This is a genomic window from Maridesulfovibrio zosterae DSM 11974, from assembly GCF_000425265.1.
Lineage (GTDB): Bacteria > Desulfobacterota > Desulfovibrionia > Desulfovibrionales > Desulfovibrionaceae > Maridesulfovibrio > Maridesulfovibrio zosterae.
In genome coordinates, this window is sequence record NZ_AUDC01000016.1 from 104,473 (window position 1) to 119,388 (window position 14,916).

The 14,916-nt window shown below is 44.9% G+C and carries 17 protein-coding genes; 6 read left to right on the plus strand and 11 right to left on the minus strand.

Going from position 1 to position 14,916, the window contains the following annotated elements; genetic code table 11:
* Positions 1 to 15: 15 nt before the first annotated feature.
* The 9 genes from H589_RS0110625 to H589_RS0110665 form a co-directional block, all read right to left on the minus strand.
* Positions 16 to 588 carry a hypothetical protein gene (locus H589_RS0110625; RefSeq protein WP_027721989.1) on the minus strand — a complete coding sequence of 191 codons (573 nt, stop codon included), beginning with the start codon at positions 586 to 588 and terminating at the stop codon, positions 16 to 18.
* A complete protein-coding gene (gene terL, locus H589_RS0110630; RefSeq protein ID WP_027721990.1) occupies positions 588 to 2,129 on the minus strand; it encodes a phage terminase large subunit in 1,542 nt (513 codons plus the stop codon). The genes H589_RS0110625 and terL overlap by 1 nt, the downstream gene beginning before the upstream one ends.
* Positions 2,098 to 2,379, minus strand: a complete 282-nt coding sequence (locus tag H589_RS0110635) for a hypothetical protein (RefSeq protein WP_027721991.1) — start codon at positions 2,377 to 2,379, stop codon at positions 2,098 to 2,100. Before H589_RS0110635 ends, terL begins: the two co-directional genes overlap by 32 nt.
* Positions 2,380 to 2,418: 39 nt before the next feature.
* Entirely contained in the window at positions 2,419 to 2,643 is a 225-nt protein-coding gene (locus H589_RS0110640) for a hypothetical protein (protein ID WP_027721992.1), read from the minus strand.
* Entirely contained in the window at positions 2,640 to 2,849 is a 210-nt protein-coding gene (locus H589_RS0110645; protein ID WP_027721993.1) for a hypothetical protein, read from the minus strand. Before H589_RS0110645 ends, H589_RS0110640 begins: the two co-directional genes overlap by 4 nt.
* Positions 2,842 to 3,231 (minus strand): holin family protein, encoded by a 390-nt coding sequence (locus H589_RS0110650; RefSeq protein ID WP_027721994.1) that lies wholly within the window; start codon positions 3,229 to 3,231, stop codon positions 2,842 to 2,844. The genes H589_RS0110645 and H589_RS0110650 overlap by 8 nt, the downstream gene beginning before the upstream one ends.
* Positions 3,228 to 3,437 carry a hypothetical protein gene (locus H589_RS19665; protein WP_035075839.1) on the minus strand — a complete coding sequence of 70 codons (210 nt, stop codon included), beginning with the start codon at positions 3,435 to 3,437 and terminating at the stop codon, positions 3,228 to 3,230. Before H589_RS19665 ends, H589_RS0110650 begins: the two co-directional genes overlap by 4 nt.
* A gap of 160 nt (positions 3,438 to 3,597) precedes the next feature.
* Entirely contained in the window at positions 3,598 to 4,575 is a 978-nt protein-coding gene (locus H589_RS0110660) for an MDR/zinc-dependent alcohol dehydrogenase-like family protein (protein WP_027721995.1), read from the minus strand.
* Positions 4,576 to 4,633: 58 nt separating this feature from the next.
* Positions 4,634 to 5,386, minus strand: a complete 753-nt coding sequence (locus H589_RS0110665) for an N-acyl homoserine lactonase family protein (RefSeq protein ID WP_027721996.1) — start codon at positions 5,384 to 5,386, stop codon at positions 4,634 to 4,636.
* A 438-nt stretch (positions 5,387 to 5,824) separates the two neighbouring features.
* Here H589_RS0110665 and H589_RS0110670 point away from each other — a divergent pair, with 438 nt between their 5' ends.
* The 6 genes from H589_RS0110670 to H589_RS0110695 all read left to right on the plus strand — a co-directional run bounded on the left by H589_RS0110670 (position 5,825) and on the right by H589_RS0110695 (position 13,618).
* On the plus strand, positions 5,825 to 6,598 hold the full coding sequence (locus tag H589_RS0110670) for a DUF169 domain-containing protein (RefSeq protein ID WP_027721997.1): 774 nt from the start codon (positions 5,825 to 5,827) through the stop codon (positions 6,596 to 6,598).
* Between the two features lie 157 nt (positions 6,599 to 6,755).
* Positions 6,756 to 7,916, plus strand: coding sequence for a sulfite exporter TauE/SafE family protein (locus H589_RS0110675; RefSeq protein WP_027721998.1), 1,161 nt, complete (start codon positions 6,756 to 6,758; stop codon positions 7,914 to 7,916).
* Between the two features lie 128 nt (positions 7,917 to 8,044).
* The gene (locus H589_RS0110680; RefSeq protein ID WP_027721999.1) at positions 8,045 to 8,686 is read left to right on the plus strand and encodes a hypothetical protein; all 642 of its coding nucleotides are present in this window, start codon (positions 8,045 to 8,047) and stop codon (positions 8,684 to 8,686) included.
* A gap of 58 nt (positions 8,687 to 8,744) precedes the next feature.
* The gene (locus H589_RS19670; RefSeq protein WP_035075842.1) at positions 8,745 to 9,704 is read left to right on the plus strand and encodes a phosphate/phosphite/phosphonate ABC transporter substrate-binding protein; all 960 of its coding nucleotides are present in this window, start codon (positions 8,745 to 8,747) and stop codon (positions 9,702 to 9,704) included.
* Positions 9,704 to 11,650: an ATP-binding protein gene (locus H589_RS0110690; protein WP_051249720.1), complete on the plus strand. Its 1,947-nt coding sequence runs from the start codon at positions 9,704 to 9,706 to the stop codon at positions 11,648 to 11,650. Before H589_RS19670 ends, H589_RS0110690 begins: the two co-directional genes overlap by 1 nt.
* Before the next feature lie 33 nt (positions 11,651 to 11,683).
* Positions 11,684 to 13,618 carry a PEP/pyruvate-binding domain-containing protein gene (locus H589_RS0110695; protein ID WP_245577116.1) on the plus strand — a complete coding sequence of 645 codons (1,935 nt, stop codon included), beginning with the start codon at positions 11,684 to 11,686 and terminating at the stop codon, positions 13,616 to 13,618.
* A gap of 21 nt (positions 13,619 to 13,639) precedes the next feature.
* On the opposite strand, the gene H589_RS0110700 is transcribed toward H589_RS0110695, so the two are convergent.
* Positions 13,640 to 13,843, minus strand: coding sequence for a hypothetical protein (locus tag H589_RS0110700; protein WP_027722002.1), 204 nt, complete (start codon positions 13,841 to 13,843; stop codon positions 13,640 to 13,642).
* 328 nt (positions 13,844 to 14,171) lie between these two features.
* Positions 14,172 to 14,912, minus strand: coding sequence for a tetratricopeptide repeat protein (locus tag H589_RS0110705; RefSeq protein ID WP_084146970.1), 741 nt, complete (start codon positions 14,910 to 14,912; stop codon positions 14,172 to 14,174).
* Between the last annotated feature and the right edge of the window lie 4 nt (positions 14,913 to 14,916).

Sequence of the window (14,916 nt, forward strand, 5' to 3'; positions counted from 1 at the left end):
TAAAAAATTAAATTTTCAGCGGCACGCCTGACGTGCATATCCGTTATTCCTGACCGCACAAAAAATTGCGGCATCCACACTTTGATCATCAGCCGCCCAGTAGGCAGCCTGCGGCATAATACCTATTTTATTAAATCCTGATTTGACTGCCATACGGCAGGCGAGTGGATTCTTTACAGGTATCAGTGCCTTTATACAGTCAAATATATATAATCCTGATGCGTCAGTGACTGACAAAAGATGTCGCACCACCCCACTTCCCATCTGCTCCGCCTGTTTTCCATAAAAATCAGGCATGATAGAAAAATGAGCATAGCAGGATCGGGAACTGAAACCGTTCAGCCAGAACATTCCTGACGGTTTCTGATCTTTGAATCCTAAAAACATGTGCTGATCAGTCATCTTCGCCAACTCTATGAAATCTTCAGGACGGTCGACTGATCCGTCATAAAAAATTACAGGAATCTGCCTGCCATTTTTCATAATTTCCCAGAACCATTTCAGGTGATCGTCACTAAGCGAAAGGGTGCCGTCAAAATCCCTGACTTTATAGAAAGTAAATCCACCTTCGACCTCAAAACCGTACACTATCTACCTCCACTGAAAATATCGTAATCCATAAGTCCCTGCATGGATTCCTGCTGTTCAAAAACACTGGTTGGATGCGGAAAAACGGCTCCCAGTGCGGGGTCAAGTATTCTGGCCATGCAATCCAGCATGTCATCATGTGCTGAAACCGGAAACGCCAGATATTCATCATCAATAAACTCACGAACCAGATCACGCTCCCGTCCCTGATGATCCATAAATCTGGCCTGCCACGGCAGGTAGAAACGTCCCTGCTCAAAAAGCGGAACCATTTTGCGGATGCGGTCGGTTTTGGGGATACTCCCCCCCAGAGGATCAATATTAAAACGGTAGTTCTGTTCGCCCATGACGTACTGCATGTGTTCAACATCGGCCTGCTGTCCATACTTTTCATAGCCCACGGCCAGCGGCGAATATATGCGGTGCAGACGGAACAAAGCCCGTGCCCGCTCGGTAAGATTCAGGCGGTCCCGTATTCCATCAATAAGATAATAGTTGCGATCCGGTCCCAGCCCGATAACCAGCATGACAGTGTAGTCGCTTCCGGCTTTTTTCTCGCTGGCAGGGTCCACCAGCAGATAGCGGTTATACTGCTGCCAGCGTGGTTTTCCACTGCGGTCACAGTGGTCCCAGCGGCTGATCCATTCTTCTTTGAATCCCTGTACATCATCGGCCCGTGGGTCCTGCATCATCTGGCAACCGAACACATAAGGTCCCATTTCCCGCCGTTTAGTTTCAAGCTGGCTGCGGGTTAAGAGTACGGGATCACCTTCAAGGGTTCCATCTGATGTAGCCGGATAAATCCTTGCAACAGCGGCCTGACGTTTCATGATGTCACGATAGGTATCATTAAAATGATAGCGGGTTCCGATGTAGCGTTTAATGCCCTCACGGGTCCCCAGATTGATGGATAAAGCCCATGCCTCGGTAGTCTTGAAAATCATATCCGGTGATGAAACTGATTCACGGGTCACAACATCATCATAAATAAGCCGAGAGAAATGTTTTCCGGTGGGCTGTCCGTCCACCAGTCCCCATGCCTCAACCGTGGCTTCTTTGGGATTTGATTTGCGTTTTACAATAATCCCGTCCTCTTCCGACCACTTGGGAGAATCCTTGCGGGGATTAGACCAGAGCACTTCGGGATAGCACTGTTTGAGCAGTTCATTGCGTTCGAATTCCTGCTTAATCTGACGCAGAAAACCCTTGGCAACAGGACGGGTATGGCTGAAAATACCTACAGTAATCTCGGAATCACGCAAAATATCCTGAACAGTCAGAGCAAAAGTAATGATGGTTGATTTGTAATGCTCCCGGCTCCACAGATCGAGACGACCGTCAGGAGCTGTCTGCACTTCACGGCAGCGCTCAAATACCCAGTTCTGGTTTGCGTCAGCACGGCCCAGCAGACGGGTCAGCAGAAAAAAAAGATCGCTCCGGCCCAGTTCCGCCATAACCGGCAGGGCTTCATTTTTATCTTCAGCCGCGCGCAATATATCGGCATACCATTTATTTGCGCTGTCCAGATCCGTAAACTTCATTGAGTTTCTCCCTGAGTTCAGGACTGATGGTACGTGATATTTTTTTATCTTTTGCCGTGCCTGCCTCCTTTTTTACTTCTCCTATTCCCCATGCTTTTCTCTCCATATCATGGCGCTTATGCATAATATCGAGCTTGGCCTTCAGGTCTTTGACCATATCGGAATCATCCCCTTCCACCGCCAGAGCAAAAACCTCCCGGAAGCGGTCAAGCTCCTCTTTCTGTTTTTTCACAACTTCACTTTTGGTCATTTCATTAACTCCAAACTCTCCTCTGATTCACATTTACAATTACTGGACATGTTTTCTTTCCAGAAACAAGCTCACAATATTTTCTGCACTCTGCATGCACTCAGAACATAATCTGGACTCATGGACTATTTTTTTACCGCAGGAAACGGCCTCCATTTTAAATGAACCAAGCTGCTCAATCTGACCACAGCAATGGCATCTTTCACCATCAAATGTTCCACCAGTCCACGCAGAATCCTTAGCCGCCAGCATTGCCGTAATCATTTGAACACCTCATAAATCGCGCGGGATGTGACTCCGGCCACAACCGCTGCGGTTCCCCAGACTGCCCTTTCCAGATTGCGAAACTTCTCCGCATGGGTGTGGCAGCGTCTGGCTGCGTTAATTTCGGAAATATCCTCCTGAATGGATTTGACCCGCTCATCAATGCGGATCAATAAATCATGCAGATCATTTTTCTCTTCATTCACTTTCCTTTCTCCATGTTTTTGCAACCTTCTCGGCGCTTCGGCCGACCACATATCCACCCAGCCCCAGCTCCATAAGCGACCATAACTGCTGCGGCAGTTCCAGATGGGGAGCTTTATCCCAGAACAGAGCAAGGTACGGATATAGAAGGTAATTATTGGCTACGATGCTAATAATGGTCAGCATCAGAACAGGCCGCCATGACCGTTGCAGCCAATTGCCGGACATCTCTGCCATCATAATTTTAACCCGTGATTCCAGATCAGCCAGTTGACCGCTCTGCTGCAATTCCATCAGTTTAAGTTTAGCCTTTTCCCGCTCACCGGCATCAGGCCAGATTTTGTCGATAATGGTCGACCCCAGATCCAGAATTGAACCGATCATGCCTGCCCCTTTTGCATATTTTTATCGTCCGGCGCAGAACAGACTGTAAAATCAGGCAGTGCTTTGCTGTTCTTGTAATCAAGCAGAGAGTTGCCCAGCTCCATCCAGTCCGGATTATCCTCAATAAACGAGGCATAATTTTTAATTACTCTGCGACTCTCCAATGGGTAGAGCGCAGCCAGTGTCTCAGTTGATATTTCTTTCATCAGTTGTCCTCCTTTTTTTAGAACTCTAATGAGCAGACCGGACCTGAATCAGAAAACTCAGGTCCGGTCTGCTCATTTTTTCAAACTTTTACCGGACATAAAAAAACTCCCCGCCAGCTCAGCTGACAGGGAGTTTAGATTTGTTCAGGACTTTTAAAAATTAAACAGGAGTCTGCATCTTCACCAACACTTTCTTTGCGCCTTTCTTCATTGCATGATCAAAAGCATCAACAAAATCGGCAAAATCATATTCTGCTTCGATCAATCCCGTCACATCGATCCGACCCTGTTCAAGCACAGAAAGGGCCAGTCCGATATCACCGCAACGGGAACCTATAATTGTAATTTCATCCACAACCACCTTTGCAAGATTAAGCGAAGTGGGTTTGTGAGAAGTTGTTTTTGCCACGACAGTTCCTTCAGGCCGCAAAAAGTCAATCGCATAATTCAGCCCGTCCTCACTGCCTGTCGCTTCCACAACCAAATCAAATTTTTCCCATTCATCTGCTAATAGGCCAAGATCCTTTGGTTCTTTGATGCAGTGTGTTTTCACTCCCTGTTCAGAAGCAATAGCCAGTTTATCCCTATGCTTACCGACAAGCAGCACCTGCGGATTGTACATTTTCAATGCCAGCGCCGTCAGCAATCCAAGTTTACCGTCTCCAAGCACCATAATCCGCATATCACCGGTAATATGAACCTGCTGACTGACCTCCAGTCCGGCTGCAAGCGGCTCAGTAAAAACAGCGTCATTATCCGCAACGCTGTCGGGAACAACATATAAATTGTCAGCCGGAGCCTTCAGATACTGTGCAAACGCACCATCATGATTTACAATGCCGATCACCTTACGGTCCGGTACATGTCTGCGGTCACCTGTATATTCGCCAACAGGAGCATTAATATCAGCAACCACCCTTTTCCCGATAAGTTCAGGCCGCTCCACACAATGCTCGACCACAGCTACAAACTCATGGCCCGGTACGCCTTCAAACCCGTAATAGCCACGGAAAAGCTCAATATCAGTATTGCAGATACCCGCAACAACCACCCGCAGCAAAGCCTCACCCTTTTCAAGTTCCGGCATTTCCCTGTCTATCCATGTGATGTTGCCATCCTTAAAATATATTGAACGCATATCTGGTTATCCTATATAATATGAAAGTTTCTACTCGCAAACCGCACATATCTAATATTTAAGTCCCTTCCACAACATCCACTTTTGCAAACATAGGCTCGTGCAATGGTATGAGAATATCTGCCATATCTTTAACTTTGAGCATAATATCGTATGAATTGTAGGTATTAACACTTGTACCGGGAGGAATAACCTCCATCTCCATTCCGGTAACATCCAGTGGAGGATAGAAATTCTCCATGATCACGCAAAATCCGGTAATCGCTGCCAGCCCGCCTTCAGTATCGACCAGAACAGTCATACCGCCTTCGGTATGGACAGGCGTATGCATCATTTTAATTCCGGGTACGATTTCTTTGTCCCCGTCCAGAATTTCAATCTGCCCACTCTCCTCCACATCCTCCACGTAATCTTCCAGATAGCGAAAATCCAGAGGATGCGGATCATGCACATGCTCAAGTTCCTTGCGATGCACGTAAAATTTAGCATTAGTACACTTGTAATCGTTTTCACAATGATCGTTATGCAGATGGGTATGAATGACAATATCGATGTCTTCAGGTTTAAGTCCGTATTTGGACAGACCATCCTCAAAAGTATAAATCCTGCCACCCAGATCTGCTTCCCGATCCTCTGAAATAATCGGCCTCATTTCTCCGGTATCAACAAGAATCTTTTTATCACCACCTTCCAAATACCAGCAATATATAGGTATTATATACGGAGTTCCGTATCCATGCTGGTAAGTCATCATGCCTTTATCAAATCGCTTAGTCCCCATCACAATAGGATGAATTTTATATGTACTCATTTTATCTCCTGACTGGACTTAAATCTTTTAAATGATGTATAGAGCTGTTTAACACCGAAACCTTAGGTCAATGAGGAGGTAAATGTAAATTTATTCAATACAGAAAACCTGTTTAGATGTGTGAAAATATAAACAATATAAGCTATACTAGAAATACTTATTTCAAAATAACATTTAATAGCTTTTATACTCAATTTTAAAAAATAAATATAAAGCACTATATTTATTAGAATTAATCAATATTATGTGAAATTAATCACAAAATATTAACAAATACACATCGCGAGTACGGACTCACAATGTGAAAAAGTTATTTTTTTCTTTATGTCGAATTCAATTGTTTCTTTTTTCACACACGCATAAAAAAGCTCTCAGTTAAAAAAGTTAAGGCTCGTTTGGCGGGTAATAAATTAATAAACGGAAAATGAGGAGGAAATGATGACTTACAAAGAAATGCAAGAACTGCTGATGAAGGAAATGAGACTCTATCATTACCCTATAGCTGTTAAATATTTTTATGATCAAGCTGAAGTAGATCAGTTCAAAGAAAAAGCTGATTACCTCGTTCCCATTAAAGCAATGACTTTCTGCCAGTGGGAAATCGCTGCACGTATGAAAGGTCAGACAATCTACTCTGATGTAAACGGTCTCGGCTGCGGTAATGCTAAATACGCATTCGCATGGAAAGAACTTGATGAAGGTGAAATCAAGGGCCACTCCAAATACGTTACAGATATTGATCAGGCTGAAAGATTTGTTAAAAGCAAACCACGTCTGCCTGAAGGACTCATCGGTATTGCGGTTGCTCCTCTCGGTTCCATTGACGGTATTTTCGAACCGGACACAGTTCACTTCTACTGCGACAACATGCAGGCATACCACCTTGCAGTTGACTATGCAGCAGCAACCGACACTCACCCTCTGCGTCCGAACATCACCATGAACTCCTCTGCTTGTGCAGGTAACGTTTTCTCCTACTTGGAAGGCGAGTTCAACATGGTTCCAGCATGTTCCGGCAGCTACAATGCAGGTAAAACCGAACGCGGCGAAATCAACGTCATGATTCCCGGTAAAAAATTTAAATCTGTTGTTCAGAGACTGGTTGACCGCATCAACCTTGCAAGTTCCGCCATCACCAAACCAGGTGACGGTTTCCCCGGACAGGATGTTTGTAAGAACTGTCCTCTGATCATCTTCAAAAAAGAAAAATAGTAAATAAATGGAGTTCTGTACTGCAATACAGGACTCCTTTAACAAGGATGAGGCGCGAAATCTTTCTTAATGCTTATTTGGGTCCTTGGCATTTCAGATGCCGAAGGGAAGCAAAGCAAGATTTAGCAAAACCAACTTTCACTTAAGGAGATATAAAATGTTTAAATCACGCAAAAGCCTGCTTATCATGGCTCTCGCGTTGTTAGCTGTGGCAGTATTCTTCGAGCCTGCCTTTGCTGACAGACTTTCTGACGCAATCAACACAACCCCTAAAGGTGCCGGCGCAGGCGAAATCAACACTGAACTCGCTACCGGTTTTCTGGGCATCAACGGCGCTCCCAGCGTCAACCTTGTTCTCGGTTTCGTATGGGCGATCTGGGTTGGTTGGATTTTCTCCACAGTCGGCGCATTCGGCGGAATCATGGCCGGTGTTGGTCACATCACCATTTACGGTTTCGGTAACTACGCTTCTTCTTTCAAGAAGACCTCTCCTGTAATGAACAAGCTGGTAACTGACTCCATCCGTGTATCCAACCAGTGGCTTGTTGGTACATCTGCAGCAATGTCTTCTTTCAACTACTACAAGATGGGCCGTCTGGTTCTGCCTCTGGGGCTTTCCCTTGCAGCAGGATCCATTGCAGGTTCCTACCTTGTTCCATGGCTCACCGCTGGTAAGATTTCCCTGAAATCCTACATCGGTTTCTTCGGTCTTTTCGTTCTTGCTCTCGGTTGCTACCTTTTTTACGAAACCACACCTAAAGGTCAGGCTGGTAAAAAACAGGCTAAAGAAGCTGCTAAAGCTTTCGAAGCATCCATCAAGAGTGAAAAAGAAGGCGCAACCGTCGATACAGCTGCACTTGGTGTTAAAGTTGTTAACTTTTCCCTCACCAAATGTGTATTCACCTTCTACGGCGTTGAATTCTCTTTCAACCCTCTGATCCCCGTAGTCGGTGGTTTTATCATCGCATCTCTGGCTTCTTTCCTCGGAGTCGGCGGTGGATTCCTGCTCGTACCTTTCCTGACAAGTGTTGCAGGTCTGCCTATGTACCTCGTAGCAGGAACATCTGCTCTGGCTGTTCTGGTCGGTATGACAACATCTGTTTTCACCTACATGGTTGTTAAAGATACTCCGGTTTTCTGGCCTCTCATCGGCGTAGAACTCCTCGGTATTCTTGTAGGTTCCTTCATTGGACCCCGTACTTCCAAATACATCCCTGATGTATGGCTCAAACGCCTTTTCGTAGTACTGGCTCTTTACGTAGGTATCCGTTACTCTTCCAAAGGATTCCTCGGATACAGCCTGCTGCCTCCGTTCTAAAAAAACACAACACACTGGGTTATCTTAAAGCTCACCCCGCTTCAGGATAACCAAAGACACCACCCTCCTGCGTCCCTTCGCCCGCACTCCATTGCGGAGGGACGCAGGAAACTCTAAGCGGAGATAATATGATTGATTTTGATTCAGTTTACCCGATAATCGACACCATGCTGATTGCACCCTACCGCATAGGTCTGCCTACATTGGCGGCTTTCTGGTTCGGGTCTGCTCTCATTGCTCTCTGGTGTACTATTGCCGGAGAATTGAGCATGTCTCTGGTCTACATATGGAACAGAGACTATTATACTGATCTCAGTCGTGAAATGACCCGCATGCATAATATTTCGGTGGAAGCTGTCCGTCATCAGGAAAAAGAAACTTTCAAGTCTGCCAATAAATGGGCCAATGAATATTTCGGTAAAGTTTTTTTCTCTCAGGCAGCCCTTTTTGCGGTATCTCTTTGGCCGGTACCATTTGCCATGGCCTGGATGCAAAGCAGATTCAGCGGACTTGATATCCACACTGTTCCATTTATCGATTTCGGACTGGGCTATCCTTTTGTTTTCATTTTATCATATATTATTGTACGCTTTGGCTTCTCTAAGGTTAGAGGATTCATACCATTCATGAAAAAGATTGATATAATGAGAGCGGAAGACGCAGAAAAATCCGGCGAAATGACTTCATGGAGCGAACTTGCCCCGCAAGGCAAACCAGATGTTGAACCAGAAGTTTCTTCAGATATTACTCCGGCTGAAAGCAAGGCTTAGCCCCTATCTGAGCAAGATCTCGTGCAGGGAAGTGTCTGACGTTCCCTACGGAGAAAGCATGCTCAGGTTGAAATATACCCTTCCCGTTGCTCTGCTTCTTGTTGGAGTTGCAGTATTTTTTTTCGGCGGTACGCATGATGAAAAAATAGTGCGTGTCGACATGTCCGTTCAGGAAGAGCTTATTGTCCCCGAACCTGAACCGGCACTTACTTATGCATATCTTCCGCAATATTCCCACAAAGTTTCCTATCTGCGACACAGCAGACTGATCGACTATCTGGCAAAAGAAACCGGTCTTCGCATTCGTCAGGTATTTCCAGACACATTTGAGGAACACCGCAATATGGTTGATCGAGGTGAAATTGATATTTCATTTTCCAATCCCATGACCTACATTCGAATTGCAAATTCAGGGGCAAAAGCTTTTGCACGCATAATAGAACCTTCCGGCAGCCCTACGTTCAGAGGACAGATCATAACCCGCAAAGATAACCGCTCAATACGCAACCTGAAAGACTGCATCGGTAAAAGCTGGATTGCCGTAGATCCCCTCTCTGCCGGCGGCTACCTCTACCCGCTGGGTCTTTTCTACGAAAACGGCATTACAACTTCAGATTTCAGGGAAATATCTTTTGCTCCCGGTCCCGGCGGAAAACAGGAAAAAGCAGTTCTGGCTGTTTATGCCGGAAAATATGATATTGCATCCATCCGTGAAGGAACCCTTGAAATTGTAAAAGATAAAATAAACATAAATAAAATACGGATAATTGCTGAAACCAAACCATACCCGGGATGGGTTTATGCAGCACGCAAAGGTCTGGACCCAGAAGTCATACAAAAAATTTCAAATGCCATGTTTAAAATGTCCATGGACGACCCTAAACAGGCACGGATATTATCTCAGGCAGGGATGCGAGGCATAATTCCAGCCCGTGACAACGACTACGATTCAGTCCGAGAATTAAGTAAAGAACTGGGCCTTTCAACTCTGTATAATAAACAGGGGGGGACAGAGTGATGAGACTGTTCAACCGACTGCGTTTCCGAACGAAAATTAATATCGGACTGACCCTGATCGTTGGTTTTACTTCTCTGATCATTGCTCTTTTTGTTATCCGCATGGCCTCTGACGCTCTGATTGAACAGTCTCGTAAACGTGGACAGGTACTTGCGGGAAATCTCGCTCTGCGTGCGGAAGATCCACTTTTATCCGTTGACCTGCTGCGTCTTGAATCTATGGTAAATGAACTTAAAAAAGCCGATGATGAAATCGTTTATGCTTTTATCATGGATGATAAGTTACGGGTCATCGCCAACACTTTCGGCGAAGGTTTTCCTGTAAATCTGAAATACGTCAACTCGGATAATGGAACTGCCATAAACGAAGTAACTGTAGATACCGGAAAAGAACGTATTTTCGATTTCGCAGCCCCTATTTTCATCAGCGATAAAAGACTTGGGACAGTGCGGGTCGGACTTTCACGAGTTGGTATACAAAGCATTGTCAGCAACCTGATTTATGCAATATGCGCTTTGACCGGAGCAGTACTGCTGCTTGCTGTTGTGGCCTCAACCCACTTTGCACGAAGCATGACCATACAGCTTGGGGCCTTGCAGAAACACGCCGAGGATATAGTAGCCACGTACCTTGGCCCAGGGCTGACTAAAGATGAAAAACCGAAAAGCTGTGCTGACAGATTTATAGGTTTCCTCAGGCAGACAAAACGCGGTGACGAAGTTCAGGAACTGACTGAAACGTTTGATGCCATGGCCATGTCTCTGGAATGCCATATTGAAGACTTGCAAATTACTGAGATGGACTTGACCAGGCAGAAAGAGCTGCTCAAAACTATCATCAATGTTTCACCTGATTTTGTTTCACTGCTCGGGCCGCAGTTAACTTATCTGGCTGTGAATCAGCCACTTTACAATTACCTTGGAAGCACTGAAGAGAAAATCATTGGCAAAACAGATAAAGAGTTTTTCCCACCGGAGATAGCAAAAGTACGCATGGATGAAGCACGTCAAGTGCTTGAAACAGGCCGTACCATTAACAAAGAACACCGTGATGATTACGACAAGGACTCACCGGCACGCTGGTTTCACACTATCCGTGTTCCTGTATATGCTGAAAGTAAAAAAATTATCGGAGTTCTCTCCACAGCACGTGACATTACCGAGCTAAAAAGTTATCAGGCTCAGCTTATCCAGTCCCAGAAAATGGAATCTGTGGGTAAACTTGCCGGAGGCGTAGCGCATGAGATCAATACCCCTCTTGGAATAATCCTCGGCTATGCCCAATTGCTGCAGGACGATTTTGATGCTGATGATCAGGTGGCAAAAGATCTGGCGATTATTGAAAAGCAGGCCAGAGTCTGCCGTAAGATTGTGGCCGATCTGCTGGGATTCTCCCGCCAGACCGAGAGTGAAAAAATGCCTATGTGCTTTAATAACTCTATTCTGGAAGTTGTACAGCTTGTAAGCCACACTCTTAAGCTTGAACATGTGGACATTTCTACAGAACTTGATGACCGTTTCCCTATTATTCACGGTGCACCGGAAAAGCTTAAACAAGTCTGGTTGAATCTGCTTTCAAACGCTATGGAAGCTATTGAGGGAAAAGGCGGAATTCATATCACCACCAAGCTGGACACGTATTCAATGACCATTACCGCTGTTTTTGCCGATACAGGACACGGTATTGAGCCTAAAAACATAAATACCATCTTCGACCCGTTTTATTCGACCAAACCTGTGGGCAAGGGAACTGGACTTGGACTTTCCGTATCTTTTGGAATTATTAAAGATCATGGAGGTTCCATTGAAGCACTCAGTCCGCTGCCCAAATGCATGCTCCGGGAATACGGCCTGCCTGAAAATTCCGGCCCCGGAACCATGTTTAAAGTAGTTTTACCACTAGATGAAATTTCAGATGAAGAAGACTCTTCCCCTTACTCTATTTAATATGCTAAATAATTAATAATGCAATTCAGACATGTGTTCAGTCATTGGACTTACGAAACTTTTCCCCCGGGCAGACTGCTGCGCCGCAGGTACAATTCCTTTCAAACGCTTATAGGGCTGGAAGAGGAATGCCTTACTATTATCTCCCGCATTGAGGATATAGGTTTCGGGCAGGTTCAAGCCGACTGGGCCTATCTTGAACATCTTTCCACCGAGCTTGGATTGAAAGTCCGCTCTATGCTTGAACAGCTACAGGAAATGAATCCTGTACGGTTCATGGATATCATGGACTATTATAACAAGATCAACTTTTACGTACGCATGGCCGTAACAGTTCCTGATCCTGAAATTTCCAAGCCGTTCACTTTCGCCCTTGAAGACGCAGTTGACTTCGAAACCAAGGCCGGAGCATACGGAGCCAATCTGGCCCGCCTGAAAGAAGACGGTATTCCGGTTCTGGATGCAATGATCATCGGGGCCGATGTATATAACTATTTCATTGAAGCCAATAATCTGCGTATTGAAATAGACAGTATTCTTCAATCAGTCACTTCACTGGAGATGACTGACCTCAGAGCTACTTCTGCCCGGCTTAGAGAAATTTTCATGAGTGGAACAATGCCGGATGCAATTGCCAACGAAGTTGAAATCGCAGCTCTGGAAGCTTCACGCGGCAGTGGTAATCTGACTGTTTCTTCAGGGGTTACCCCCGAGGGCAACAGCTACCCCCTGCCCGAGAACAGATGTATAATAACTCCGGTTCCCGCACAGAATATTGTTGAAGCATGGAAAAAAGCAGCCCTTTGCAAGTTCACTCCTGAATCAATTAAAGCACGTATTGAAATGGGCTACGCCGACCGTGAATCACCTGTTGCCGTTCTCATTCAGCCTGTAAAGGATGTTCACGATTCCGGTTTCATGGAGACACTGCATCAGACCGATGCAGAGTTACCCCCGAAAGATCGGGACATCGGCTGTTCAGCAATTATCAGCAACAAAAATAAAGCAGAATTTCTTATCTCACGCAGAAAGCAGCAGCGGGTGCTCAGCAAACCGGATTCGTCTGTGCTTTCTTCACATTCAGTCAAAACTATAGCCTCTCTGGGAAGACAGGCAGAAGAACTTTTCGGATCTCCACAGAAATGCGGCTGGATAACCGATATGCGTAACAGAGTTATGGTCACTTCTGTCAGCCCGCACCCGCCCAAAAACATAAAAGAAGTTAACCGCATAAAGCGGACTCTCCCCTTTATTGCCAACTTAAATATTTCACCGCGCAATAACGAAATGTTTCTGCCCGAAAAGAGTCGTTCCATTTACGACCTTGTACGTTTTGCCAATGAAAAAGGCATTGAGGAAATGTTCTCACTGGTCAGCAAAAAAGGACTGGGACTTGACGGTTCCAAGCACTTAAAGGCACGCCAGCCTATATCTCTGACTGTGCTGAACCTTGCCGATGCACTTTTCACAACTGCAGCAGGAAAGCTAGATATTTCACCTGATGATATTAAATCTGCGCCCATGTGGGCCATGTGGTTCGGACTCGGCGCAGAAAGATCGGGCTGGAACGAAGATAATGCCATTGACGGTTATGCTATCCTGTCCAGAACCTACATGAACATCACCCTGAAATCTGAAAAAGACCTTACCGAAGTTGATGCGGTATGTGACCCTGAAACGGAGAAAAACCATATCCATTTCCGTTTCAAAGGTGGTAGCGGAACCCCGCAGCAGCGACTTTCACGCATCAGATTTATTGAGATGGCTCTCAAACCGCAAGGTTTCGATGTTAAAAGTCAGGGAGATCTCATTGAGGCCAGATTCGGTCAGGCACGTGAAGCGGAAATTCAAAAACTTCTCGCCACCATAGGGCACGTAACAGCTCACATTGCAACGCATCACCCCATGGTTGAAGATCACCAGCAGGTTGCAGAAGAGGCTTCACGTTTTATAGCCGGACTGGGATAATTTTTACTCTTTAATAGAAAATCACGCAGGAATACGATATTCTTCCAGAGGTAGATCATCCTTAGACTTTTCAGAATTAATTTTCTGAGCCATTTTTTCTGCTTCCGGGGAAAAACTTACTTTATCCCCTGAACGTAATGCAGTGGTCGAGGCGGCTGTAGGCTGTGCGCTTGCTGAATACTGATTTTTAACAGATTGCGTATAAGCAGTTAATTGAATCTGCATTTTTACTCCTGAATTAGGAAAGTTATTCCATGTGGATGCATAATGCAGGTATTATTCCAACAACAACCCTTAACGTTTTGAAATACAACCTAAAATAAATTTTTGATAATTATAACGCAATTTCAATAAGATACATAAATTACTTTCAATATATCATTTAGCTGACCAGCAGTAAATCTGCACTTAATTATCAGCTAACTATATAGATTCAGGAAAAATATTCACTCCATCACTTATTCTAGCAAACCAATTTTCCCTCAAAAAATAAGGCGTGCTGTTCATAATAAACAACACGCCTCAATCAAATACTTTTCATACAGCCAGAGACTTACTTATTCTGTGACTTCTTATGAATCTGCAACAGAAAATGCACCAGCTTATCTTCAACCTCACGGTCATCCACGTATTCAATAATCATCTCTTTCGCATCTTCCACATTATATTCAGCTAAAAGTTCTTTAAGCCGTGTTCTCAGCTGTGCTTTCTCGCGCTTAACGATCAGGTCTTCGAGAATATCGGTTGCATAATCGAAATCTTTTTTTGCCAATGCTTTTCGAAAACTCGTTTTTACAAAATGTGAATAGAATTTTCCAGATATACTGGAAAGCAGCAGACCGAGCCAGACACCCACAACAAGGGTGATAAGATCGGCTACCCTTTCCTTGGCTATATTAATCCACTCGGACACATCACGATCTTGCAGCAGATCCTGCGTCTTGCGCATTTCATAAATAAGACGCTTAGCTACCTGATTATTCTTGTTGATATTAAGGGCCTTGCGAAATTGCTCTTCAGCCTGCTCAAGATCGCCAAGCTTGAAATAAGCACGGCCGAGCATACTATAGAGCCAGTCTGAATCAGGGTGTACCCGCAAGCATGCTTCAAGAGTTGAAACAGCCTCATCATATTTTTCAAGAGAAATCAGTTCCTGTCCCATTCTTCCGCAATAGAGTTCAGACTCAATATCCTGCGGTGGATCAGATTCTGCCCGGGACTCAATAATTCCGACCATCAAGCTCAGAGTTACAAGTACGCAGACAATCCATATAATCCGTTCTATTTTGTTCATCTTT

Bases quoted from the DNA above. Each gene is read 5' to 3' on its own strand.
- H589_RS0110660 (WP_027721995.1), bottom strand. From the start codon at position 4,575: ATGCGTTCAATATATTTTAAGGATGGCAACATCACATGGATAGACAGG.
- H589_RS0110665 (WP_027721996.1), bottom strand. From the start codon at position 5,386: ATGAGTACATATAAAATTCATCCTATTGTGATGGGGACTAAGCGATTT.
- H589_RS0110670 (WP_027721997.1), top strand. From the start codon at position 5,825: ATGACTTACAAAGAAATGCAAGAACTGCTGATGAAGGAAATGAGACTC.
- H589_RS0110690 (WP_051249720.1), top strand. From the start codon at position 9,704: ATGAGACTGTTCAACCGACTGCGTTTCCGAACGAAAATTAATATCGGA.
- H589_RS0110635 (WP_027721991.1), bottom strand. From the start codon at position 2,379: ATGACCAAAAGTGAAGTTGTGAAAAAACAGAAAGAGGAGCTTGACCGC.
- H589_RS0110680 (WP_027721999.1), top strand. From the start codon at position 8,045: ATGATTGATTTTGATTCAGTTTACCCGATAATCGACACCATGCTGATT.
- H589_RS0110700 (WP_027722002.1), bottom strand. From the start codon at position 13,843: ATGCAGATTCAATTAACTGCTTATACGCAATCTGTTAAAAATCAGTAT.
- H589_RS0110650 (WP_027721994.1), bottom strand. From the start codon at position 3,231: ATGATCGGTTCAATTCTGGATCTGGGGTCGACCATTATCGACAAAATC.
- H589_RS19670 (WP_035075842.1), top strand. From the start codon at position 8,745: ATGCTCAGGTTGAAATATACCCTTCCCGTTGCTCTGCTTCTTGTTGGA.
- H589_RS0110675 (WP_027721998.1), top strand. From the start codon at position 6,756: ATGTTTAAATCACGCAAAAGCCTGCTTATCATGGCTCTCGCGTTGTTA.
- H589_RS0110705 (WP_084146970.1), bottom strand. From the start codon at position 14,912: ATGAACAAAATAGAACGGATTATATGGATTGTCTGCGTACTTGTAACT.
- terL (WP_027721990.1), bottom strand. From the start codon at position 2,129: ATGAAGTTTACGGATCTGGACAGCGCAAATAAATGGTATGCCGATATA.
- H589_RS0110640 (WP_027721992.1), bottom strand. From the start codon at position 2,643: ATGATTACGGCAATGCTGGCGGCTAAGGATTCTGCGTGGACTGGTGGA.
- H589_RS19665 (WP_035075839.1), bottom strand. From the start codon at position 3,437: ATGAAAGAAATATCAACTGAGACACTGGCTGCGCTCTACCCATTGGAG.